The following is a 21075-nucleotide window of genomic DNA, read 5'->3' on the forward strand; positions in this document are numbered from 1 at the left end:
TCAGGGCTGGGTGATGAGTTCGACCGGGGTCTGGATGACGTTGTCGGCATCCACGCCCGGCTTCTCGCCGTTGATCATCTTCAGCGCCGCCTGGATACCGAACACCGCCTGCTGGCTGGCGGCCTGGTCGAGGGTGGCGAGCACGCGGCCATCCTCGAGCATCGGCTTGATGGCATTGATGTTGTCGTAACCGACCACTTGTACCTTGCCGGCCTTGCCTGCCGCACGCACCGCCGACACTGCGCCCAGGGCCATGCTGTCGTTACCGGCCAGCAGGGCCTTGAGATCGGGGTATTCGTTGAGCATGGCGGCGGCGACGGCGTTGCCTTTGTCGATTTCCCAGTTGCCGGACTGCACCGCGACGATCTTCATCTGCGCAGCGTCCATGGCATCCTTGAAGCCTGCCGTGCGCTGCTGAGCGTTGGTGGTGGTCGACACGCCTTCGATGATGCCAACCTGGTCACCGGCCTTGAGCTTTTGCTGGGCCAGGTAGTCACCGACCATGCGTGCGCCCTTGCGGTTGTCGGGGCCGACGAAGGGCACGCTGATGCCTTTGCTCTTGAGCAACTCGGGGTCAAGGCGGTTGTCGATGTTGATCACCACCACGCCTTTGTCCATGGCTTTTTTAACCGCAGAAACCAGGGCCTTGGAGTCCGCCGGCGCAATCACCAGCGCCTTGACCCCCGAATTGACCATGTTCTCGACGATGCGGATCTGCTCGCCGGTGTCGGTTTCGTTCTTGATGCCGTTGGCGACCAGGTCGAAATCACTGGCGTGGGCTTTTTGATAATCCTTGGCGCCGTCTTCCATGGTGCGGAAGAATTCGTTGGCCAGGGACTTCATCACCAGGGCGACTTTGGGTTTTTCTTCGGCGTGGGCCTCAGACAGCGGCAGGGCCAGGGACAGGGTGGAGACGACAGCGAGGGCCAGCAGACGACCGGGGAACGGCAGTTTCATGGACGATGACTCCGAATCTTGTGTTTTTTATCGGATCGCAAACGTTTGCGTTGACTCACTATGGAAACAGGACCTGGTTTTGTCAAATCCGTTTGGCTGGCTGGGCCTGAGTCACGCCCTGGGGCAGAGTATCCGGAATTTATCCGAAAAACCGAACAGGTTTTCCTATTCTTGTTCGGGATCCCGAATCAAACCTGATGTTTGTAGGAGCGGCCTTGCGTCGCGAAAGGGCCGCATAGCGGCCCCGGGATATCCGCAGCGACGCCTAAATCCGGGGGCCGCCTTGCGGCCCTTTCGCGACGCAAGGCCGCTCCTACCACAAGCCGCATCTAGGCTGGTACGAAACATGCCTAGCGTTTGTTGCACTTCAGCAATCGCCTCATTAGGAAGAGAGAACAATAACTATGAATGCTGCACTTAAAACCTTTGCCCCCAGCGCACTCGCTCTGCTGCTGATCCTGCCGACCACGGCTTCGGCCAAGGAAGCCGAAACCCAACAGAAACTGGCCAACGTGGTCATCCTCGCCACCGGCGGCACCATTGCCGGCGCGGGCGCCAGCGCGGCCAACAGTGCCACCTACCAGGCCGCCAAGCTTGGCGTCGACAAGCTGATCGCCGGCGTGCCGGAGCTGGCAGACCTGGCCAATGTGCGCGGCGAACAGGTGATGCAGATCGCCTCCGAGAGCATCACCAACGAAGACCTGCTGAAACTGGGCAAGCGCGTCGCCGAACTGGCCGAGAGCAACGACGTCGACGGCATCGTCATCACCCACGGTACCGACACCCTGGAAGAGACCGCCTACTTCCTCAACCTGGTAGAGAAGACCGACAAGCCCATCGTGGTGGTCGGCTCGATGCGCCCCGGTACCGCCATGTCGGCAGACGGCATGCTCAACCTGTACAACGCCGTGGCCGTGGCCAGCGACAAGCAGTCGCGCGGCAAAGGCGTACTGGTGACCATGAACGATGAAATCCAGTCCGGCCGCGATGTCAGCAAGTCGGTCAACATCAAGACCGAAGCATTCAAGAGCGCCTGGGGCCCAATGGGCATGGTGGTGGAAGGCAAATCCTACTGGTTCCGCCTGCCGGCCAAGCGCCACACGGTCAATTCGGAATTCGACATCAAGCAGATCAGCAGCCTGCCTGCCGTCGACATCGCCTACGGCTACGGCAACGTGACCGACACCGCCTACAAGGCACTGGCGCAGAACGGCGCCAAGGCGATCATCCATGCCGGTACCGGTAATGGCTCGGTGTCGTCGCGGGTAGTGCCGGCGCTGCAAGAGATGCGCAAGAACGGCGTGCAGATCATCCGTTCGTCCCACGTCAACCAGGGCGGTTTCGTGCTGCGTAACGCCGAGCAGCCTGACGACAAGAACGACTGGGTCGTGGCCCACGACCTCAACCCGCAAAAAGCCCGCATCCTGGCCATGGTGGCAATGACCAAGACCCAGGACAGCAAAGAGCTGCAGCGTATCTTCTGGGAATACTGAGTGCTGTAGCAGCAAGGCCGGTGCGCTGCCTGCGCCGGCCCTTCCCTTCAGCCAAGCCTACGGCGCAACGCGCTTGAGCTCATTCAGCAAGCCCATCAGTTGCTCCAGCTTGTCTTCGCCGAACTGCTGCTGGATCTTGCGGTAGTTGGCCTCCATACCCTCGCGCATCGACTCGAAGCAGGCCTCGCCACGTTCGGTCAGGCTCACGAACATGCGCCGCTGGTCCTGGGCGGCCTTTTGCCGGCGCACCAGGCCGTCGCGCTCGAGGCGGCTCAATACCCCGGTCATGCTCGGCTTGAGAATGCAGGCCAGGTGCGCAAGCTGGTAGCTTTCCAGTTCGCCCTGCTGGCTGAGGATACGGATGACTCGCCACTGTTGTTCGGTCAGGTCATGTTCGTTCAGCAATGGCCTGAAAAATGCCATCGCAGCCTCCCTGGCCTGCAGCAGGCTCAGCGTCAGCGAGGGTTGAGTCTTGGTCATGTTGGCGCCTGTGATAGGAGTACAACGGGCAAGATTAGGGGCATAGGCGAAAAGGGACAAGGCACCTGGAAAGTGCAATCTGTTCCATGGAAAACCCATTCAAGGCCAAGGGGCAAGCTGCGACCATCCGGATCAAACACCCACAACCCGATCCGGGCGTACCGACGTGGCCATATCACTGCAACTGGGCTTGCCGCTGGCGGTATTCGCCGGGCGTGAGCTTGGCGTAACGGTTGAAGAACCGGCTGAAATAGGCCGGGTCCTTGAAGCCCAGCTGGTAGCAGATTTCGTTTGCCGTGCTGCCGGAAAACAACAGCAGGCGCTTGGCCTCCTGCATCAGCCGCTCAAGCACCAGGCGTTTGGACGGCAAGTCGGCAATGCGCCGGCACACATCGTTAAGGCGTGCTTCGGTCACGCCGATCTGTTGTGCGTACTGCGCCAGCGGCCAATGCTCAAGGTAGTGCGCCTCGATCAACGCATTGAAGCGGTGGAAGATTTTCAGGTCTTCATGCCGGGCCGGCGTCGACTCCAGCGAGTTGGGGCACAGCCGCAGCAAGCTGACCATGATCAGCCGGGTCAGCGACTGCAGCGCCGCCTCGCGCCCCGGGTGGGGGCTGGCAAACTCATCGCTGAGCGCATCCAGCCAGCGCTCCAGCCGGCGCGCCTCGGCCGTGTACGCGGCCGGCACGTTGCCCAGGGCAACGCAGGCAGGCTGTACCTGCACCCCCGCCGGCAGCAGGCTGGCGTCCGCTTCGATCAATTGCCAGACCAGCTGCTGACGCACCGTCAGCACATGGCCGTCGCTGTCCGCCTCGGTGACGAAGGCGTGCGCCACCGTCGGCGGCGTCAGGAAAAACATCGGCCCCGACTCGATGTACTGCTGATCGTCCAGGTACACCCGCACCGTGCCGGACTTCACGTAATGCACCTGAAAAAACCGGTCGTGACGGTGCACGGGCATGTTGCGCCCGAAGAACCCGGCAAGGTTGCCCAGCCGGTCGTAATGCACCTCGCTGTCACTGTAGCGCTGGTCGTAGACCTGGCCGATGTTGATGTTCGGAATCGGATGCCGATCGCTCATGCCTGCTTACCCGCAAATCGCTTGACCGTGTTGACGTTCACCCATGGTGCCCCGGCTGCCCGGCAGATACCACTGACGGATGTGTTGACCTTCGTTAACATATTAACTATAACATTAACACGTTAACAATCTCGGCAGAGCGACCACCGCCCTGCACCGCCTGGAGAAAAGCATGAGCCATGCCCTGCATGACGTTGCGACCGGCACCCTGTTCGGCGTTGCGCTGAACTACCAGGGTCTGCTGCAGCAGCACGAAGCGGCGTTTCACGAAGCGCCCTACAAACAACCGCCCGTCAAGCCGGTGCTGTTCATCAAGACGCCCAACACCCGCAATCACCATGAGGGCAATGTGCTGTACCCGGCCGGTGTCGAGCGCCTGCAACCGGGCCCTGCGCTGGGCGTGGTGATCGGCAAGGACGCCAGCCGGGTCAGCGCCGAAGACGCACTCGCCTATGTGGCGGGCTACACCATCGTCAACGAAATCAGCCTGCCTGAAACCAGCTACTACCGCCCTGCGGTCAAGGCCAAGTGCCGCGATGGCTTCTGCCCGGTCGGCCCCGAGCTGGTGCCTGCGGCCCAGGTCGCCAACCCGGACGCCCTCGGCCTGCGCCTGTGGGTCAACGGTGAACTGCGCCAGCACAACACCACCGCCAACTGCGTGCGCACAGTGGCCCAGTTGATCGCCGAACTCAGCGAATTCATGACCCTGCATGCAGGCGACATCCTGATCACCGGCACCCCCGAAGGCCGCGTCGATGTGCAGCCGGGCGATCGCGTCGAGGTCGAAATCGACGGCCTGGGCAAGCTCACCAACCACATCGTCGCCGAATGAGGACTCACCCTGTGAAACACGCCCGTATCCAGTTCGACGGCCAAGCCCACACCGTCACCGTCGAAGACGAGCACCTGCGTCTGGCCGATGGCCGTCTGGTGCATGAAGACCAAGTGACCTGGTTGCCGCCGGCCACCGGCAGCATGTTCGCCCTTGGCCTGAACTACGCCGACCACGCCGCCGAGCTTGCCTTCTCGCCGCCCACCGAGCCGCTGGCGTTTATCAAGTCGCCCGGCACCTACACCGGCCACAAGCAGGTCACCTGGCGCCCAGATAACGTCGCCTACATGCACTACGAGTGCGAGTTGGTCGCGGTCATCGGTAAAACGGCGAAGAACGTCAAGCGCGAGGATGCCCTGGGCTACGTTGCCGGCTACACCGTTTGCAACGACTACGCCATCCGCGACTACCTGGAGAACTACTACCGCCCCAACCTACGGGTGAAGAACCGCGACGCCACCACCCCGGTCGGCCCGTGGATCGTCGACGCCGCCGACGTGCCGGATGTAAGCAACCTGAAACTGCGCACCTGGATCAACGGCGAGCTGAAGCAGGAAGGCAGCACCTCGGACATGATTTTCGACATCCCCTACCTGATCGAATACTTCTCCAGCTTCATGACCCTGCAACCTGGCGACATGATCGCCACCGGCACCCCGGAGGGCTTGGCCGACGTGGTGCCGGGCGATGAAGTGGTGGTGGAGGTAGAAGGCGTCGGCCGCCTGGTCAACCGTATCGTCAGCGAAGCTGACTTCTTCAAGAACAACAAGGCATCAGCAGCATGATCAAGCACTGGATCAACGGCCGTGAGGTCGAGAGCAAAGACACCTTCGTCAACTACAACCCGGCCACCGGCGATGCCATCTGCGAAGTCGCCAGCGGCGGTGCCGAGGAAGTGGCCCAGGCGGTTGCTGCGGCCAAGGAAGCCTTCCCGAAATGGGCCAACACCCCGGCCAAGGAACGCGCCCGCCTGATGCGCAAGCTGGGTGAGCTGATCGAGCAGAACGTGCCGAAACTGGCCGAGCTGGAAACCCTCGATACCGGCCTGCCGATCCACCAGACCAAGAACGTGCTGATCCCGCGTGCCTCGCACAACTTCGACTTCTTCGCCGAAGTGTGCACGCGCATGGACGGCCACAGCTACCCCGTTGACGACCAGATGCTCAACTACACCCTGTACCAGCCGGTGGGTGTCTGCGCCCTGGTGTCGCCGTGGAACGTGCCGTTCATGACCGCCACCTGGAAGACCGCGCCGTGCCTGGCGCTGGGCAACACCGCGGTGCTGAAGATGAGCGAGCTGTCGCCGCTGACCGCCAATGAACTCGGCCGCCTGGCCGTTGAAGCCGGCATCCCCAACGGTGTGCTCAACGTGATCCAGGGCTATGGCGCCACTGCCGGCGATGCGCTGGTGCGTCACCCGGACGTGCGGGCGATTTCGTTCACCGGCGGCACCGCCACCGGCAAGAAGATCATGCAGACCGCAGGCCTGAAGAAGTACTCGATGGAGCTGGGCGGCAAGTCACCGGTGCTGATCTTCGAGGACGCCGACCTAGAGCGCGCCCTGGACGCGGCCTTGTTCACCATCTTCTCGCTGAACGGCGAACGCTGCACCGCCGGCAGCCGCATCTTCATCCAGGAAAGCGTGTACCCGCAGTTCGTGGCCGAGTTCGCTGCCCGCGCCAAGCGCCTGATCGTCGGTGACCCGACCGACCCGAAAACCCAAGTCGGCTCTATGATCACCCAGCAGCACTACGACAAGGTCACCGGCTACATCCGCATCGGTATCGAGGAAGGCGCACGCCTGGTCGCAGGCGGCCTGGAGCGCCCGGCCAACCTGCCAGCGCACCTGGCCAAGGGGCAGTTCATCCAGCCGACCGTGTTCGCCGACGTGAACAACAGCATGCGCATCGCCCAGGAAGAAATCTTCGGCCCGGTGGTGTGCCTGATCCCGTTCAAGGACGAGGCCCAAGCGCTGCAGCTGGCCAACGACACCGAGTACGGCCTGGCCTCCTACATCTGGACCCAGGACATCGGCAAGGCCCACCGCCTGGCGCGCGGCATCGAAGCCGGCATGGTGTTCATCAACAGCCAGAACGTACGTGACCTGCGCCAACCGTTCGGCGGCGTGAAAGGCTCCGGCACCGGTCGCGAAGGCGGGCAATACAGCTTCGAAGTGTTCGCCGAGATCAAGAACGTGTGCATTTCCATGGGCAGCCACCACATCCCGCGCTGGGGCGTGTGATCATCCTCCTGCAGCGCCGAGCAAACCCGCCGCGGCGCTGCGGGACTTACAAGAATAAGGAGTCTGATCATGGGTAAAGTGGCGCTCGCAGCCAAAATCACTCACGTGCCCAGCATGTACCTGTCCGAGCTGCCTGGCCCGCGTCAGGGCTTTCGGCAAGCCGCCATCGACGGGCACTACGAGATCAGCCGACGCTGCCGTGAGCTGGGGGTCGACACGATTGTGGTGTTCGACACCCACTGGCTGGTCAATGCCAACTACCACATCCTCTGTGGTGAGCACTTCAAGGGGGTCTACACCTCCAATGAACTGCCGCACTTCATCAGCAACATGGCGTACGAGTTCCCGGGCAACAAGGACCTGGGGCTGATCCTGGCCGAAGCGTGCAACCGCTTCAACGTCGAGACCATGGCCCACCACGCCACCACCCTGGGCCCGGAGTACGGCACCCTGGTACCGATGCGCTACATGAACCAGGACCAGCACTTCAAGGTGGTCTCGGTCTCGGCGCTGTGCACCTCCCACTACCTGGCCGACAGTGCGCGCCTCGGCTGGGCCATGCGCAAGGCCGTGGAAGACCACTACGACGGCACCGTGGCGTTCCTGGCCAGCGGTTCGCTGTCACACCGCTTCGCGCAGAACGGCCAGGCGCCGGACTTCGCCACCAAGGTGTGGAGCCCATTCCTGGAAACCCTGGACCACCGCGTGGTGAAGATGTGGGAAAACGCCGAATGGGAGGACTTCTGCGGCATGCTCCCCGAATACGCTGCCAAGGGCCACGGCGAAGGGTTCATGCATGACACCGCAATGCTGCTCGGCGCATTGGGCTGGTCGAAGTACGACGGCAAGGCCGACGTGGTAACGCCCTACTTCGGCTCGTCGGGCACCGGCCAGATCAACGCGATCTTCCCGGTCACCCCCCAGGATGGTTCGGCCATTCCCGCCGCACAGGCCGCCAACCCGGCCGCTGTGCTTTCCACCAGCCGCCTGTGACCCCGCTGCCTGGCCGCCCTGCCCGGCGGCCAGGCATTCCTGCCCTGAGGATGCCCTTCATGCCACACCTGGTTCTACTCTACACCCCCGACCTGGAAGCCGACGCCGACATCCCGGCCCTGTGCCGCGCCCTGGCCGACACCATGCTTGAACAGCGCGATGCCGCCGGCAAGGCGGTATTCCCCACCGGCGGTACGCGCGTGCTGGCCTACCCCGCCGCCCACTGCGCGGTAGCCGATGGCAACGGCGACTATGGCTTCCTGTACGCCAACCTGCGGATGGGCAGCGGCCGCGCTGCCGAGGTTCACAAAACGGTGGGCGACAGCCTGCTGCAAGTGCTCAAACACCACCTGGACGGGCTGCTGCAGCAACGCCCGATCGGCATCACCGTGCAGATCGACGAGAGCACCGCGCAGGTCTACGACGCCAAGCACAGCACCCTGCACCCGCTATTCAACAGGCCGGCCTGAAGCCACCGCCAGCCCCTCTCAACGTCTCCTCCACTACAAGTACAAGAATATGAGCACACTGGAGCACGCCTCGCGCAGCACGGCGCAAGCCACACTCATCGACAGTACACACCGGGCCGTCACCTGGCGGCTGATGCCGCTGCTGCTGGTGTGTTACCTGTTCGCCCACCTGGACCGCATCAACATCGGCTTCGCCAAGATGCAGATGAGCCAGGACCTGCACCTGTCCGACACGGTCTACGGGCTGGGCGCCGGGCTGTTTTTCATTGCCTACGCGCTGTTCGCTGTGCCCAGCAACCTGATGCTCGAACGCTTCGGCCCACGGCGCTGGATCGCCAGCCTGATGGTGGTGTGGGGCGCGCTGTCGACCTGCATGCTGCTGATCGAGAGCAGCAGCGCGTTCTACCTGCTGCGCTTCGCCCTGGGCGCGGCCGAAGCCGGGTTCTTCCCAGGCATTCTGGTGTACCTCAACCGTTGGTACCCGGCCGGCCGCCGGGCGCAGATCACCGCGCTGTTCGCCATCGCCGTGCCGCTGGCGGGGGTGGTCGGCGGGCCGCTGTCTGGCGGTATTCTGGCCTTCATGCATGACGCTGCGGGCCTGCGTGGCTGGCAGTGGATGTTCCTGCTCGAAGGCGCACCGGTCATCCTGCTTGGCCTGGTGGTGCTGGCCACCCTGCCGGAACGCTTCGAGCAGGTGAACTGGCTCGACGCGCAGCAAAAAGCCGCCCTGCGCGCCCAGTTCGGCCAGGAAGAACAGCGCAAGCCGGTTACCTCGTTCGCCGGCATCCTCGCCAGCCCTGCGCTGTGGTTGCTGGTGGCGGTGTACAGCGCGGTGATGCTGGCGGTGAACACCTTGGCATTCTGGATGCCCAGCCTGATCCACACCGCCGGCATCGCCAGCGACGCCAGTGTCGGCCTGCTCAGCGCCGTGCCGTACCTGGCCGGCTGCGTGTTCATGCTGGCCTGCGGGCGCTCGTCCGACCGCCACCGCGAGCGCCGCTGGCACTTGTCCATCCCGCTGTTGATGGCCGCTGCCGGTATCGCGATCGCCGCCCTTGCGCCCTCTCAGCCGCTGCCGGTATTGGCCGGCCTGGTACTGGCAGGCATGGGTGCGAGCGCCGCCCTGCCGATGTTCTGGCAACTGCCACCGGCGTTTCTCAATGACCGTACCCAGGCGGCTGGCATTGCCCTGATCAGCTCGCTGGGCAGCATCGCCTCGTTCGCCACACCGTACTTCATCGGCTGGGTCCGCGACACCACGCAAAGCGCCAGCCTTGCGCTGTATGTGCTCGCCACTTTCATCACCCTCGGCGGCCTGCTGGTGCTGCGCACCCGCGCCGCCATCGTCAACCCTTGAACGCAGAGACTCTGACCATGCTTGATAACGCTTTCATTCAACAGGCGGCCGAGCGCCTCGACCAGGCCGAGCGCACGCGCGAACAGGTGCGCCAGTTCTCGCTCGACCAACCCGCTATCACTATCGAAGATGCCTACGCCATCCAGCGCGCCTGGGTCGCCAAGAAGATCGCGGCCGGGCGCAAGCTGGTCGGCCACAAGATCGGCCTGACCTCACGCGCCATGCAGGTGTCGTCGAACATCACCGAGCCTGACTACGGCGCCCTGCTGGACGACATGCTGTTCGATGAAGGCACCGACATCCCCTTCGAGCGGTTCATCGTGCCGCGCGTCGAAGTGGAGCTGGCCTTCATTCTCGGCAAGCCGCTCAAGGGCCCGAATGTCACGGTGTTCGATGTACTGGACGCCACCGAGTGGGTGATCCCTGCGCTTGAGATCATCGACGCCCGTATCCAGCAGGTCGACCCGCAGACCCAGGCCACACGCAAGGTGTTCGACACCATTTCCGACAACGCCGCCAATGCGGGCGTGGTGATGGGCGGGCGCGCCGTGCGCCCCACCGAGATCGACCTGCGCAAGGTGCCAGCCGTGCTGTACCGCAATGGTGTGATCGAGGAGTCCGGGGTCAGCGCTGCGGTGCTCAACCACCCGGCCAAGGGCGTCGCCTGGCTGGCCAACAAGCTGGCCGCGTATGACGTCACGCTGCAGCCGGGGCAGATCATCCTGGGCGGCTCCTTCACCCGCCCGGTGGCCGCACGGCCGGGCGACACCTTCCACGTCGACTACGACCAACTCGGCTCGATTGCCTGCCGTTTCGTCTGAGGACTTGCCCATGGACATGCCCGTCAACCGTTTCAAACAACGCCTGCGCAGTGGCGAGGCGCAGATCGGCCTGTGGCTCGGCCTGGCCGATGCATACTGCGCGGAGCTTGCCGCCAACGCCGGCTTCGACTGGCTGTTGATCGACGGTGAGCACGCACCCAACGACCTGCGCGGCATGCTCGCGCAGTTGCAGGCGGTGGCGCCTTACGCCAGCCAGGCGGTGATCCGCCCGGTGATTGGCGATACCGCGCTGATCAAGCAAGTGCTGGATATCGGCGCGCAGACTTTGCTGGTGCCGATGGTGGAAAGCGCCGCGCAGGCGCGCCAGCTGGTGCAGGCCATGCATTACCCGCCCAAGGGCATACGCGGCGTGGGCAGCGCGCTGGCGCGGGCGTCACGCTGGAACAGCATCCCCGGCTACCTCGACCAGGCTGATGCGCAAATGTGTTTGCTGGTGCAGATCGAGAACATGGAAGGGCTGGCCAACCTGGATGAGATCGTGGCGGTCGAGGGTGTCGATGGTGTGTTCATCGGCCCGGCCGACCTGAGCGCCGCCATGGGCCATCGGGGCAACCCTGGGCATCCTGAAGTGCAAGCGGCCATCGAGGACGCGATCGTGCGTATCGGCCAGGCGGGCAAGGCGGCGGGGATTCTCAGCGCGGACCAGACGCTGGCACGGCGCTATATTGCGTTGGGCGCTGCGTTTGTGGCGGTGGGGGTGGATACCACGGTGCTGATGCGTGGGCTCACGGCGTTGGCGGGTGCGTTCAAGGGGGGGGCGTCTGCGGTTGGTGATGGGGGCGGCGTTTACTGACAACCTTTGGGGGGCGCGTTGCGCCCCTTTCGCGACGCAAGGCCGCTCCTACAGGCACAGCGTATGGCGCTGACGGTAGGAGCGGCCTTGCGTCGCGAAAGGGCCGCAACGCGGCCCCAGTCTGCAATGCCCTACCCCTGGATGATCGCCCTCAACACCGTCTTGAAGGTGTGCAGCTGCTCATCACTGAACTGCCCAAACACCTTGTCCTGTTGCTCCCTGGCAATGGTCCAGAGCATCTCGGTCTCATCCACACCTTTGACCGAAAGCCGCACACGGCCCTCCTCATCAGCAATCAACCCCTTGCGCTTGAGGTTGGCAACCGCTTCCTCGATTTCCCGGGCCGGCATCGCCACTTCACGCTGCAGGTCGTTCAGGCCTAGCCCGGCATCGTTCTCCAGCACCATCAGCATCCGCGCTTCGCTGGTACGCAGGCCGGTGCTCAGTTGCCGTGGCTGATAGTCACTCTGGTAAGCCCGCAACGCCTGGGTCATCAGGTAGTACAGGTTGTGCTGCAGGCGGCCCTGGAAGTGGCTGCTCGGCGCCTGGCCCTCGGCACGCTGGGTCATGCGGGTATGGGGCAGCACCATCGAGTAGGCCCCCTGGTGGTACAGCAACGGTGAGCGGCCGAAGTCATCGAACGCCACCACCTTGCCGATCAGTATCCAGTGGTCACCACCGTCCAGTTGCTGAAACTTCTCACACTGAAAGCGCGCCGAGCAGTCGGCCAGCAGCGGTGCGCCGCCCGCCCCTTGCTCGCATTCGACACCGGCAAAACGGTCGTCCTTGGGCCGTGCGAAGTTGTTGGAAAGCTCGATCTGGTCCGCCGCCAGAATGTTCACGGCAAAGTGCGACGCTTGCTCGAACACCTCGTGGCTGGTGGAGCGTTTGTCGATGCTCCACAAGATCAACGCCGGCTCCAGCGATACCGAGTTGAAGCTGTTGGCGGTGACGCCGACCGTGCGCCCGCCGGGGGCTGCTGCGGTGACAACGGTCACGCCGGTGGCGAAGTTGCCCAGCGCGCGGCGGAAGGCACGGCTATCGAAGCCAGTGGCAGTTGCGGTTTCATTGGACATGCAAGACTCCCGGGCAGACCAAGAGCCTGCCCTGTTCGTTGTTGTATTTGTAAGGGGGATCGGCCAGCCGGCGGCTCAGACCATCGCCGGGTCAGGTTCCAGGCCCATCAGCTCGCGGCCGAGGATTTGCGCGCACACGTCGTAATCGGTGTAGGCATGGGCACCGGTCAGGTGCGCATCGCGGAACAGGCGCTGCATCTCGTTGCTTTCGAACCAGGCGCCGCCACCGGCCGCTTCCATCAGCCGGTCTACCGCCTGGATGCACATCTTCACGGCATAGCCCTGGTTGGTGCGCCAGAACGCCAGGGTGGCGCGGGTCGGGTATTGGTGGCGCTCGCTGTGTTCGGCGATCTCTTCCCAGCTTTTTTCCAGCAGGGCCCGTGCGGCGGCGACTTGATGCGTGGACTCGGCCAGGCGCATGAGTGCCGGCGTTGCCGCGCCCACCGCAGCACCGGTGTAGGCGCGCACGCGGTTGCGGGTTTTCTCGCGGAACACCGCCAGCATGCGCTCGGCGACACCAAGGCTGACGGTGGAGAAACCACTGGCAAAATAGGGGCGGTACGGGGCGAAGAAGATCTTGCTGTCCGGGTACAGGCCAAAGCCTGCCGACTTGCCCTCCATCATGTCCTTGGCCTTCTGGATGCGGTGCTCCGGCACGAAGGCGTCACGCACGATCAAGGTCTTGCTGCCGCTGCCACGCATGCCGACGGCATACCAGTCATCACGGATTTCATAATCGCTGCGCGGCAGAATGGCGAAGCAATAGTCCTGGGTGCCCTCTGCATTCTGCCGGCGGAACCCCATGATCGCCCACTCGGCATGGTCGCAACCGGAGCTCCAGCCCATTTCACCGCTGAAGGTCACGCCGCCTTCGACCTCTTCGGTACGGCCAAAGGGCGCAATGCTGCTGCTGGCCGTTGCATCCGGGTTGGCTTGCCACACCTCCTGCTGCAGCTTGGGCGAGAACATCGCCATCTGGTGGCTGTGGGTGCACAGCAGGCTCATGGCCCAGGCGGTGCTGGCGCAGGCGCCTGCCAGCGTGGCGATGCACTGGGCAAACTGCGGCAGCGAAATCTCCATGCCGCCGTAATGCTTTGGCAAGAAGGCGCGGTGCATGCCGATGCTTTTGAGCAGCGCGATATTCTCTGCCGGGACACTACGATCCTGCTCCGCGCGCACAGCATTGGCGGCAATCGTCGGCAAGATCGACGTGAGGTCTTCCAGCAGGGAGTTTGGCTTTTTCATGAACGGTCTCTTGTTATTGGATAGTCGACAGCGGCTGCGCCAAGCCCGTCGGTGCGGGCGTTTGGGTGCGAAGGAACAGCCGGGAAGTCTGCAATGACACGTTCAGTATGTGAGGTAAGGCCAAACCTCGGAATGCACGTTACGGCGGGAAAATTGTACTTTCCATGGCGCCATCAGCCGATGAAACAAGGCCGTTGGCGTATCACGGTCTGATCTTTTTCATCTCGTTGAGCAGTTGCATCAGTTGCTCGAGTTTTGCCTCGCCGAACTGGCTGAGGATCCTGTCGTAGTTGCGGGCCATTTCTTCGCTCATGGCCAGAAACGCCTGCTGCCCCTTGTCGGTCAGCGTGATGAACACCCGCCGCTGGTCTTCCGGCGACTTTCGCCGTGCAACCACCCCGTCGCGTTCGAGCCGCTTGAGCACGCCGCTCATGCTGGGCTTGAGGATGCAGGCAAGCTCGGCAAGCTGATGGCTTTCCAGCTCGCCTTGCTGGCGCAGAATGCGAATGACCCGCCATTGCTGTTCGGTGAGGTCATGGGCATTCAATGCCGGTCGAAAGAACGCCATCGTGGCTTCACGCGCCTGTAGCAGGGTCAGGGTCAAAGAGGGTCTTGGTGTGGTCATGCGTGCCCGAGCATCATGGAAAGTGGCGAGCAGGCCAGTATGCCATCGCAGGCTCATTAATACATTAACCAATCTGCCGATGACGGGGCCGTACGCCACGCTGGCAGGCTGGTTACACTCGGAGGGCAGGCAAGGACAAGACCCCCGGCGATAGCCAGGCGTTCAATGGCCGCATGTGCCAGTGCGCTTGCGAAACAGCCCTATCACAACTCCCATTCGGCAGGCTGCGTCATGATCACCCTCGAAAGCCCGACCTATTACGGCGCAACCAAAAAGTACAACTTGAACTACCCCACTTTGGAACATGACATCGAGGCGGATGTGGTGGTCATCGGTGGCGGGTTTTCCGGCATCAACACGGCGCTGGAACTGGCCGAAAAAGGTGTGACCAACATCGTCGTGCTCGAAGCCCGCTACTTGGGTTTCGGCGGCACCGGGCGCAACGGCGGGCAGATCATGGCGGGCATCGGCCATGACCTGGAGAAGATCAGAAGCAGTGTCGGCGACCAGGGCCTGCAGGAAATCTTCGCGCTCAGCGAACTGGGCGCCGGCATCATCAAGGCGCGCATCGCCCGCTACGCCATCGACGCCGACTTCTGCCATGGTTACGGCTACATGGGCTTCAATCGCCGCCAGGCGAACACCCTGCGCACGTGGGAAAAACAGTTCAAGGCCATCAATTCGCAAGACGAAATCCGCTACCTGGAAGGCTCGGACGTGCGCCAGATCATCGGCAGCGACGCCTACAGCAGTGCCCTGCTGCACATGGGCGGTGGCCACGTGCATTCGCTCAACCTGCTGCTTGGCGAGGCCCAGGCCCTGGTCGGCCACGGTGCGCGCATTTTCGAGCACAGCCCGGCGCTCGAAGTGACCTACGGCGAGCGTATCAAGGTGCGCACCGGCCGCGGCTCGGTACGTGCAAGCAAACTGCTGTGGGCGTGCGACAGTTTTCTCAACAAGCTGGAGCCGGAGCTGCACGCGCGCACCGTCAACACCTACGCCTTCCAGATGATGACCGAGCCGCTGCCGGATCAACTGATCGCGCGAATCAGCCCGATCCGTGGCGCCTACAGCGATATCCGCCCGGTGATCGACTACTACCGCGTCACCCGCGAGAACCGCCTGCTGTTCGGCGCCGCCACCTCCTGCATCGAACACATCCCGCTGGACCTCAAGGCGTGGAACCGCGCCCTGATGCTGAAGATTTTTCCGTACCTCAAGGACGTGCGCATCGACCTGGCCTGGGGCGGCCCGATGGCCACCAGCGCCAACCTGTTCCCCCAGATCGGTACGCTGAGCAATCGTCCCAACGCGTTCTATGTCCAGGGCTATTCGGGTTTCGGCGTCACCCCCAGCCACATTATTTGCAAACTCCTCGCCGAAGGCATGCACGAAGGGTCGGCACGCTATGAGCTGGTCAGCTCGGTCAAGCATGCGCGGATCTTCGGCAAGGACCATTTCCGCCCGCTACTGCTTACCGCCGGCAAAGCCGTGCACCAGCTTTCGGGCTATTTCAACGGCCGCCGCTGAACCTTTGCTTTCATTACTGAAGCACTGCCATGACCCTCACCGCCACTCGGCAAGGCGTACAACGGGCGGTGAGCTGAGGCCTACATGACCATGGCCTGTGCGCGGAAGTCCTTGGGCGATTGCTCGAACTGTTTCTTGAACGAGCGGCTGAAATGCGCCGAGTCGGTAAAGCCCCACTTGTAGGCGATCGAGGTAATCGACTCACGCTTGAAGAACGGGTTGGCCAAGTCGTCCGCGCTGCGCTTCAGGCGCGCTCGCTGGATGTAGCGGCAGACGCTGTCGCCCTCCTCCTCGAACAACCGGTACAGGTGGCGAACCGAAATATTCAGCCGACCCGCCAGGTTGGCCGGTGTCAGCCCCGGCTGCGACAGGGACTCATCAATCACCTGCTGCACGTAGCTGCGCAGGTTGCCACCACTGAGCGGCCCCAGGTTGCAAGCGCCGTCGCCATTACGCTCGAAGCCCGGCTCGAGCAGCGCAATGAATGCAGTCTGCAGCGCATCGCCTTGTGCACCATCGCCACTGACATGGTCGTCCTTGCACAGTTGGTCCATCAGCACATGCAGCATGCGCCCACAGGCATTGGTCGAGGAAATCTTGCCAAACATTGCCCCCGCGCCTTGCACATGCTTGCGCACCTGCTCGCGGGAAAGGGCCAGCGACACATGTTCGATCAGGCCGTTGGGGGTGATTTCGCAACGCCCGACCGAATCCATCAGCAACAATTCACCCGGCGCCAGGCTGACGCTCATGCCGCCTTGCGCCACCGTCGAATGCCCCATGCGCTGGCTGACCAGGAAGCAATGCTGGTCATCGTCCAGGGTCGGGTTTTCGCCCAGCCGGCGGATGTTGCCGGCGTTGGTGCGCAGGTTGGCCAGCGGCAGGCCCGCACGGGAAAACGTGGAGACTTCGCCGATGAACAAGGAATGGTTGGAGGCCAGCGCTGTCTCGAAACGGCCGCAGATCTGCTGCATGGCCGTGGTCCAGCTTTCCAGCCCCTGACGATTGGGTTGTTGAGTGTGCATGGATGCCCTCGACGCAGAATTTGTTGTTATGCGGCCATTGTTAACATGTTATCAATGGCCGCACAACTGTGATCTCTCGCCTGAAACAGGAGCAAGGCACGTGCCAGAAAAAGGTCAGAGGCGGGGTAGCGACTCCCCGAACAGGGCGAGGCAAGCCATCAGGTGCGTCCGCTGCGGCGGGCTGATCTGGATGTAGCGCCGGAACGCCGGCATGCGGTTGACCACTTCGCTGCCGCCCATGTGTTCCAGGGTCAGCCACCAGTGGCCATCGCGGCATTCCAGGGCCAGGCGCTTGAAATCCAGCGGCATGAGCTCGGCGGTCAGTTGCGCATTGCTCAGCAGCAGGTCACGTGCCTGGATGAAGCGCGCCTTGTCACCGCCGCGGTACACGCAGGCCAGGCCCGTACGGCGGATTGCACCAGTGTGACGCAATTCAAGCTTCACCTCGCCCCCTTGCAGGGCAGGCAGGCACAGCTGGAATTCGCAGGTCACCACGTGCATCAGCAAGTGCGCCTCGACGCACTCGCGCACCTCGGCACGCCAGCCTTGGGCGGGGTTGTCGAGCACCGCGCGGGCGGGTTCCAGCAGGTGCATCTGTACCTGCCCCAGGTTACGCGACAGCAGCCCCAGCGTAGCCCCTGGCCGGTAGCCGGCTGGGGCACGCGGCGCCAGCAGGCGCTCACGCAAATGTCTGATCATGCTGCATGTGCTCCACTGCATGGCCCGGCTCTGCCGCGAATTCTTGTGCCAGTACATCCTCGACCCGCGCCGGCTTGAACGGGTTGACCTTCTGTACGCACAGCGTCCAGAACAGCGCATAGGTCGCGGTGCCGGCCAGCATGATGGCGAACGGCACGTAGATATCGGCCGGGTTCATGCCCGGTGGGGTGATGAACGCCATGCCGATGACGATGCCGCTGCTGGAGAGGATCTGCGGCAGCGGGAACAACGGCGAGCGGTAGGCACGTGGCAGGTCCGGACGACGGATGCGCAGGATCACCACCGACAACGTCACCAGCAGGTAAGCGGTGCTCCAGGCACACACCGCCGCCAGTACCAGGTGCAGGATGTTGTCCGGGTTGCCCCCCAGGTACCAGGCGTGCAGGCACGGGATCAAGGCAACCACCAGAATGCACAGCAAAGGCGTCTTGAAGCGCGGATGCAGGTAGCTGAAAGCCTTGGGCAGTGCACCATCCACCGCCATGCCGTAGAGGATGCGCGGCACCCCGGCCATCAAGGTGTTGATGGTGGCAGCGCCGGCAAACAGAAAGCCGATACCCAGCCACACCGGGCCGATATCGCCCATCACCTGCTCGGCGAAACGCGGGATGGCCATAGGCGTGTCGAGCAGGTGCACACCGCTGACGGCATCGAGCACGACGTTTTCAACCTGGCGCTTCATCGCCGCGCCGTAGATGAACATGCAGCTGGCCACGCCAAACAAACCCAACGCCATGGCCCGCGGCAACACCCAGGCCGAACGGCGCAGCTCCGGCGCCAGCGGGGTGACGAACTCACACCCGACGAACATGAACATGGCCATACCGATCAGCGAGAGGATGGTCATCAGGTCGGTGCCGACCAGCGAAGCGCCGAACGGCCCTTCCAGCTCAACCGCCGGCGCAGCGATCAAGCCGAGCACGCCAAACACCATCAGCGTGGTCCACATGCCGAAGGTCAGGATCACCTCGGCGCGGCTGAAGGCACTGACGCCAAAAGCATTGAGCACCGCGAACGCCAACACGAAGAACACGCCGAGCAGCCACGAGCCCCCTGCGGACTCCGCCAGGGTATTGAGGTGCTCGAAGTTCACCAGGGCCATGACGCCAGACAGAATGGTCTCGGCGGTACCGGCGAACACGTGCACGATCAGGTAGGCCGACAAGGTGCCGGTGATGGCGAAGAACCGGCCCATGCCGCAGTTGATGTAGTCGTACACCGACCCTGTAGTCGGCAGTATCGCCGCCGCCTCGGCGAAGGTGGTCGACTGCGCCAGCATCATCAATGCCGCGATGACCATGGCCATGGCGAAGGCACCGCCGCCAATGCCAAAGCCCATGGTCGCGGTAAGGATCACCGGGCTGGCCATGATCAGCCCGACGGTGCTGGCCAGCGCAGTGGGGAACCCGACAGTGCCCCGGTTGAGATGCTCGGTGAGCTTATTGTTGAGTGACATCGTTATGCCCCGGCTTGTTTTTGTGGCGTTGAACGCGGCAAGCGAACCTGCACGCACGGCTGTTGTTTACCTCCCTGCGCCCCCACTGTGCGCCGCAGCTGGCAGGGCGTCTTGCCCATGGCTGCCGTCGCCCTTGTTGCTGCCTGCCAATGCCATCACGCCTGGCAGGCAGCGTCATGCCGGCGTCAGGGAGATGCAAGATCAACACCGTGCCCGCTCACTATGCTCGACGCTTTGGCGGCCTGCCGGGCCGCGTCTCTGCCTCAGGAGCCTGCATGAGCGACATTACCCTTCTTCCCGCGGTCACCGCATTCATGGCCCGACAACATGGCGTGTTCATTCACGGCCAACACCTGGCGAGCCAATCGTCTGCGACCCTTGCGGTGGTCAACCCGGCCGATGGCGAAACCATCGCCCGCATCGCCGACGCCAACCAGGCCGATGTGGAGCATGCCGTGAGCTCGGCCCGCCAGGGCTTCACCACGTGGTCGCGCACCAGCCCCGCCGCCCGCGCCGCCGTGCTGTTCAAACTGGCCGACCTGCTGGAAGCCAACCGCGAAGAACTGGCCCAGCTCGAAACCTTGCAGTCGGGCAAGCTGATCGGTATCGCGCGCGCTTTCGAAGTCGAGCAGGCCGCGCACTTCTTGCGCTATTACGCAGGCTGGGCCACCAAGATCACCGGCCAGACCATCACCCCGTCCCTGCCCTCGTTCGCCGGTGAGCGCTACAGTGCATTCACCCTGCGCGAACCGATCGGCGTGGTCGTGGGCATCGTGCCGTGGAACTTCGCCACCATGATCGCCATCTGGAAACTGGCCTCGGCCCTGACCACCGGCTGCAGTATCGTCCTCAAGCCCAGCGAGTTCACGCCCCTGACGCTGCTGCGCATCGCCGAGCTGGCCAGCCAGGCCGGCCTGCCGCCGGGCGCGCTCAACGTGCTGACCGGTGGCGGCCTGGTGGGCAAGGCATTGATCGAGCACCCCGGCACCGACAAGGTCTCGTTCACAGGCTCGGTGCCTACCGGCATCGCCGTCGGCCAGGCCGCCATGGGCGCCAAGCTGACCCGGGCGACTCTGGAGCTGGGTGGCAAGAACTCAGTGGCATTCCTGCCTGACGTGGCGCTCGACAAGGCCGTCGATGGCGTCATCGAGGCCGGCTTCCTGCACTCAGGGCAAATCTGCGCAGCGGGTGAGCGCTTCTTCGTCCACCGCTCGCGCATCGACCCGCTGCTCGATGCGCTGTCCCAGCGCCTGAGCCAGCTGAAGGTCGGCTCCCCCCTGGATGAGGCCACCCAGTTCGGCCCAGTGGCCAACAAGCCGCACCAGCAAAAATTGGCCGAGCTGTTCGCCACCGCGCGCGCCGAGGGCAGCCAGATCATCCATGGCGGGCAGATTGGCGAGGGCCCGGGCTGCTTCGTCGAACCGACGGTGATCCTCGCCAAGGCCGCCAGCGACACCTTGCTGAACCAGGAAACCTTCGGCCCGGTGGCGACCTTCCTGCCTTACGACGACGAAGACGAACTGCTGCACCTGATGAACGCGACGCCTTATGGCCTGAGCGCCAGCCTATGGACCAACGACCTGGGCAAGGCCATGCGCCTGGTGCCGGAAATCCAGGCCGGCACCTTGTGGGTCAACATGCACACCCTGCTCGACCCGGCCGTGCCGTTTGGCGGTATCAAGGCGTCCGGCATCGGCCGCGAGTTCGGCTCGGCGTTCATCGATGACTTCACCGAGCTCAAGTCGGTGATGATCCGTTACTGAACCGGCCAATCGAACAGGCCTGGCCAAGGCGTGCAAACGCCTTGGCAGCCACGAACAAGACCCCACCCTGCCATCCACGCGCTAATAGGCCGTCG

At 63.5% G+C, this 21075-nt stretch carries 20 protein-coding genes; 11 read left to right on the forward strand and 9 right to left on the reverse strand.

Going from position 1 to position 21075, the window contains the following annotated elements; genetic code table 11:
- On the reverse strand, positions 1-957 hold the full coding sequence (locus tag HU770_RS12830; RefSeq protein WP_186663818.1) for a sugar ABC transporter substrate-binding protein: 957 nt from the start codon (positions 955-957) through the stop codon (positions 1-3).
- 404 nt (positions 958-1361) lie between these two features.
- Here HU770_RS12830 and HU770_RS12835 point away from each other — a divergent pair, with 404 nt between their 5' ends.
- Complete coding sequence (locus HU770_RS12835; protein WP_186659822.1) at positions 1362-2450, forward strand: asparaginase; 1089 nt, start codon at positions 1362-1364, stop codon at positions 2448-2450.
- Positions 2451-2507: 57 nt separating this feature from the next.
- Here HU770_RS12835 and hpaR (HU770_RS12840) read toward each other — a convergent pair whose 3' ends face one another.
- Complete coding sequence (gene hpaR, locus HU770_RS12840; RefSeq protein WP_033696931.1) at positions 2508-2930, reverse strand: homoprotocatechuate degradation operon regulator HpaR; 423 nt, start codon at positions 2928-2930, stop codon at positions 2508-2510.
- Between the two features lie 175 nt (positions 2931-3105).
- Positions 3106-4011, reverse strand: coding sequence for a 4-hydroxyphenylacetate catabolism regulatory protein HpaA (gene hpaA / locus HU770_RS12845; RefSeq protein ID WP_186659824.1), 906 nt, complete (start codon positions 4009-4011; stop codon positions 3106-3108).
- 172 nt (positions 4012-4183) lie between these two features.
- Here hpaA and HU770_RS12850 point away from each other — a divergent pair, with 172 nt between their 5' ends.
- The 8 genes from HU770_RS12850 (at position 4184) to hpaI (ending at position 11540) form a co-directional block, all read left to right on the forward strand.
- Complete coding sequence (locus tag HU770_RS12850) at positions 4184-4843, forward strand: fumarylacetoacetate hydrolase family protein (protein ID WP_033696928.1); 660 nt, start codon at positions 4184-4186, stop codon at positions 4841-4843.
- An 11-nt stretch (positions 4844-4854) separates the two neighbouring features.
- Positions 4855-5628 (forward strand): fumarylacetoacetate hydrolase family protein, encoded by a 774-nt coding sequence (locus tag HU770_RS12855; RefSeq protein WP_186663819.1) that lies wholly within the window; start codon positions 4855-4857, stop codon positions 5626-5628.
- Positions 5625-7085 carry a 5-carboxymethyl-2-hydroxymuconate semialdehyde dehydrogenase gene (gene hpaE / locus HU770_RS12860; protein ID WP_186659834.1) on the forward strand — a complete coding sequence of 487 codons (1461 nt, stop codon included), beginning with the start codon at positions 5625-5627 and terminating at the stop codon, positions 7083-7085. The genes HU770_RS12855 and hpaE overlap by 4 nt, the downstream gene beginning before the upstream one ends.
- A gap of 69 nt (positions 7086-7154) precedes the next feature.
- Positions 7155-8078 carry a 3,4-dihydroxyphenylacetate 2,3-dioxygenase gene (gene hpaD, locus HU770_RS12865; RefSeq protein WP_033696920.1) on the forward strand — a complete coding sequence of 308 codons (924 nt, stop codon included), beginning with the start codon at positions 7155-7157 and terminating at the stop codon, positions 8076-8078.
- A 59-nt stretch (positions 8079-8137) separates the two neighbouring features.
- Entirely contained in the window at positions 8138-8548 is a 411-nt protein-coding gene (locus tag HU770_RS12870) for a 5-carboxymethyl-2-hydroxymuconate isomerase (protein WP_186659836.1), read from the forward strand.
- A 49-nt stretch (positions 8549-8597) separates the two neighbouring features.
- Entirely contained in the window at positions 8598-9905 is a 1308-nt protein-coding gene (locus HU770_RS12875) for an MFS transporter (protein WP_186659838.1), read from the forward strand.
- Between the two features lie 17 nt (positions 9906-9922).
- Positions 9923-10726: a 2-oxo-hept-4-ene-1,7-dioate hydratase gene (gene hpaH, locus HU770_RS12880; RefSeq protein WP_033696913.1), complete on the forward strand. Its 804-nt coding sequence runs from the start codon at positions 9923-9925 to the stop codon at positions 10724-10726.
- Positions 10727-10736: 10 nt separating this feature from the next.
- A complete protein-coding gene (gene hpaI / locus HU770_RS12885; RefSeq protein ID WP_186659841.1) occupies positions 10737-11540 on the forward strand; it encodes a 4-hydroxy-2-oxoheptanedioate aldolase in 804 nt (267 codons plus the stop codon).
- A 131-nt stretch (positions 11541-11671) separates the two neighbouring features.
- Here the strand turns inward: hpaI and HU770_RS12890 are convergent, their stop codons facing one another.
- The 3 genes from HU770_RS12890 to hpaR (HU770_RS12900) form a co-directional block, all read right to left on the reverse strand.
- Complete coding sequence (locus HU770_RS12890; RefSeq protein WP_186659843.1) at positions 11672-12616, reverse strand: p-hydroxyphenylacetate 3-hydroxylase reductase component; 945 nt, start codon at positions 12614-12616, stop codon at positions 11672-11674.
- Positions 12617-12691: 75 nt separating this feature from the next.
- Positions 12692-13861 (reverse strand): p-hydroxyphenylacetate 3-hydroxylase oxygenase component, encoded by a 1170-nt coding sequence (locus HU770_RS12895; RefSeq protein ID WP_033696908.1) that lies wholly within the window; start codon positions 13859-13861, stop codon positions 12692-12694.
- A 202-nt stretch (positions 13862-14063) separates the two neighbouring features.
- The gene (gene hpaR, locus HU770_RS12900) at positions 14064-14486 is read right to left on the reverse strand and encodes a homoprotocatechuate degradation operon regulator HpaR (protein ID WP_186659845.1); all 423 of its coding nucleotides are present in this window, start codon (positions 14484-14486) and stop codon (positions 14064-14066) included.
- 231 nt (positions 14487-14717) lie between these two features.
- On the opposite strand from hpaR (HU770_RS12900), the gene HU770_RS12905 reads away from it, so the two are divergent.
- The gene (locus HU770_RS12905; RefSeq protein WP_186663820.1) at positions 14718-16016 is read left to right on the forward strand and encodes an FAD-binding oxidoreductase; all 1299 of its coding nucleotides are present in this window, start codon (positions 14718-14720) and stop codon (positions 16014-16016) included.
- 80 nt (positions 16017-16096) lie between these two features.
- Here HU770_RS12905 and feaR read toward each other — a convergent pair whose 3' ends face one another.
- From feaR to HU770_RS12920, 3 genes are all read right to left on the reverse strand, one after another.
- Positions 16097-17041 carry a transcriptional regulator FeaR gene (feaR, locus tag HU770_RS12910; protein WP_186663821.1) on the reverse strand — a complete coding sequence of 315 codons (945 nt, stop codon included), beginning with the start codon at positions 17039-17041 and terminating at the stop codon, positions 16097-16099.
- 114 nt (positions 17042-17155) lie between these two features.
- Entirely contained in the window at positions 17156-17740 is a 585-nt protein-coding gene (locus HU770_RS12915; protein WP_186663822.1) for a DUF3156 family protein, read from the reverse strand.
- Complete coding sequence (locus HU770_RS12920) at positions 17721-19217, reverse strand: APC family permease (protein ID WP_186663823.1); 1497 nt, start codon at positions 19215-19217, stop codon at positions 17721-17723. The genes HU770_RS12915 and HU770_RS12920 overlap by 20 nt, the downstream gene beginning before the upstream one ends.
- 275 nt (positions 19218-19492) lie before the next feature.
- On the opposite strand from HU770_RS12920, the gene HU770_RS12925 reads away from it, so the two are divergent.
- On the forward strand, positions 19493-20980 hold the full coding sequence (locus HU770_RS12925) for an aldehyde dehydrogenase family protein (protein ID WP_186663824.1): 1488 nt from the start codon (positions 19493-19495) through the stop codon (positions 20978-20980).
- Positions 20981-21075: the final 95 nt, after the last annotated feature.

The organism is Pseudomonas sp. SWRI68 (genome assembly GCF_014269165.1).
Taxonomy (GTDB): Bacteria; Pseudomonadota; Gammaproteobacteria; order Pseudomonadales; family Pseudomonadaceae; genus Aquipseudomonas; species Aquipseudomonas capeferrum.

What these genes read in the sequence shown, in the direction of transcription:
- HU770_RS12835 (WP_186659822.1), top strand. Translation starts at nt 1,362, where the DNA reads ATGAATGCTGCACTTAAAACCTTTGCCCCCAGCGCACTCGCTCTGCTG.
- HU770_RS12830 (WP_186663818.1), bottom strand. Translation starts at nt 957, where the DNA reads ATGAAACTGCCGTTCCCCGGTCGTCTGCTGGCCCTCGCTGTCGTCTCC.
- hpaD (WP_033696920.1), top strand. Translation starts at nt 7,155, where the DNA reads ATGGGTAAAGTGGCGCTCGCAGCCAAAATCACTCACGTGCCCAGCATG.
- hpaA (WP_186659824.1), bottom strand. Translation starts at nt 4,011, where the DNA reads ATGAGCGATCGGCATCCGATTCCGAACATCAACATCGGCCAGGTCTAC.
- hpaR (WP_186659845.1), bottom strand. Translation starts at nt 14,486, where the DNA reads ATGACCACACCAAGACCCTCTTTGACCCTGACCCTGCTACAGGCGCGT.
- HU770_RS12895 (WP_033696908.1), bottom strand. Translation starts at nt 13,861, where the DNA reads ATGAAAAAGCCAAACTCCCTGCTGGAAGACCTCACGTCGATCTTGCCG.
- feaR (WP_186663821.1), bottom strand. Translation starts at nt 17,041, where the DNA reads ATGCACACTCAACAACCCAATCGTCAGGGGCTGGAAAGCTGGACCACG.
- hpaI (WP_186659841.1), top strand. Translation starts at nt 10,737, where the DNA reads ATGGACATGCCCGTCAACCGTTTCAAACAACGCCTGCGCAGTGGCGAG.
- hpaH (WP_033696913.1), top strand. Translation starts at nt 9,923, where the DNA reads ATGCTTGATAACGCTTTCATTCAACAGGCGGCCGAGCGCCTCGACCAG.
- HU770_RS12915 (WP_186663822.1), bottom strand. Translation starts at nt 17,740, where the DNA reads ATGATCAGACATTTGCGTGAGCGCCTGCTGGCGCCGCGTGCCCCAGCC.
- HU770_RS12925 (WP_186663824.1), top strand. Translation starts at nt 19,493, where the DNA reads ATGAGCGACATTACCCTTCTTCCCGCGGTCACCGCATTCATGGCCCGA.
- HU770_RS12850 (WP_033696928.1), top strand. Translation starts at nt 4,184, where the DNA reads ATGAGCCATGCCCTGCATGACGTTGCGACCGGCACCCTGTTCGGCGTT.
- HU770_RS12905 (WP_186663820.1), top strand. Translation starts at nt 14,718, where the DNA reads ATGATCACCCTCGAAAGCCCGACCTATTACGGCGCAACCAAAAAGTAC.
- hpaE (WP_186659834.1), top strand. Translation starts at nt 5,625, where the DNA reads ATGATCAAGCACTGGATCAACGGCCGTGAGGTCGAGAGCAAAGACACC.
- HU770_RS12870 (WP_186659836.1), top strand. Translation starts at nt 8,138, where the DNA reads ATGCCACACCTGGTTCTACTCTACACCCCCGACCTGGAAGCCGACGCC.
- HU770_RS12920 (WP_186663823.1), bottom strand. Translation starts at nt 19,217, where the DNA reads ATGTCACTCAACAATAAGCTCACCGAGCATCTCAACCGGGGCACTGTC.
- hpaR (WP_033696931.1), bottom strand. Translation starts at nt 2,930, where the DNA reads ATGACCAAGACTCAACCCTCGCTGACGCTGAGCCTGCTGCAGGCCAGG.
- HU770_RS12875 (WP_186659838.1), top strand. Translation starts at nt 8,598, where the DNA reads ATGAGCACACTGGAGCACGCCTCGCGCAGCACGGCGCAAGCCACACTC.
- HU770_RS12890 (WP_186659843.1), bottom strand. Translation starts at nt 12,616, where the DNA reads ATGTCCAATGAAACCGCAACTGCCACTGGCTTCGATAGCCGTGCCTTC.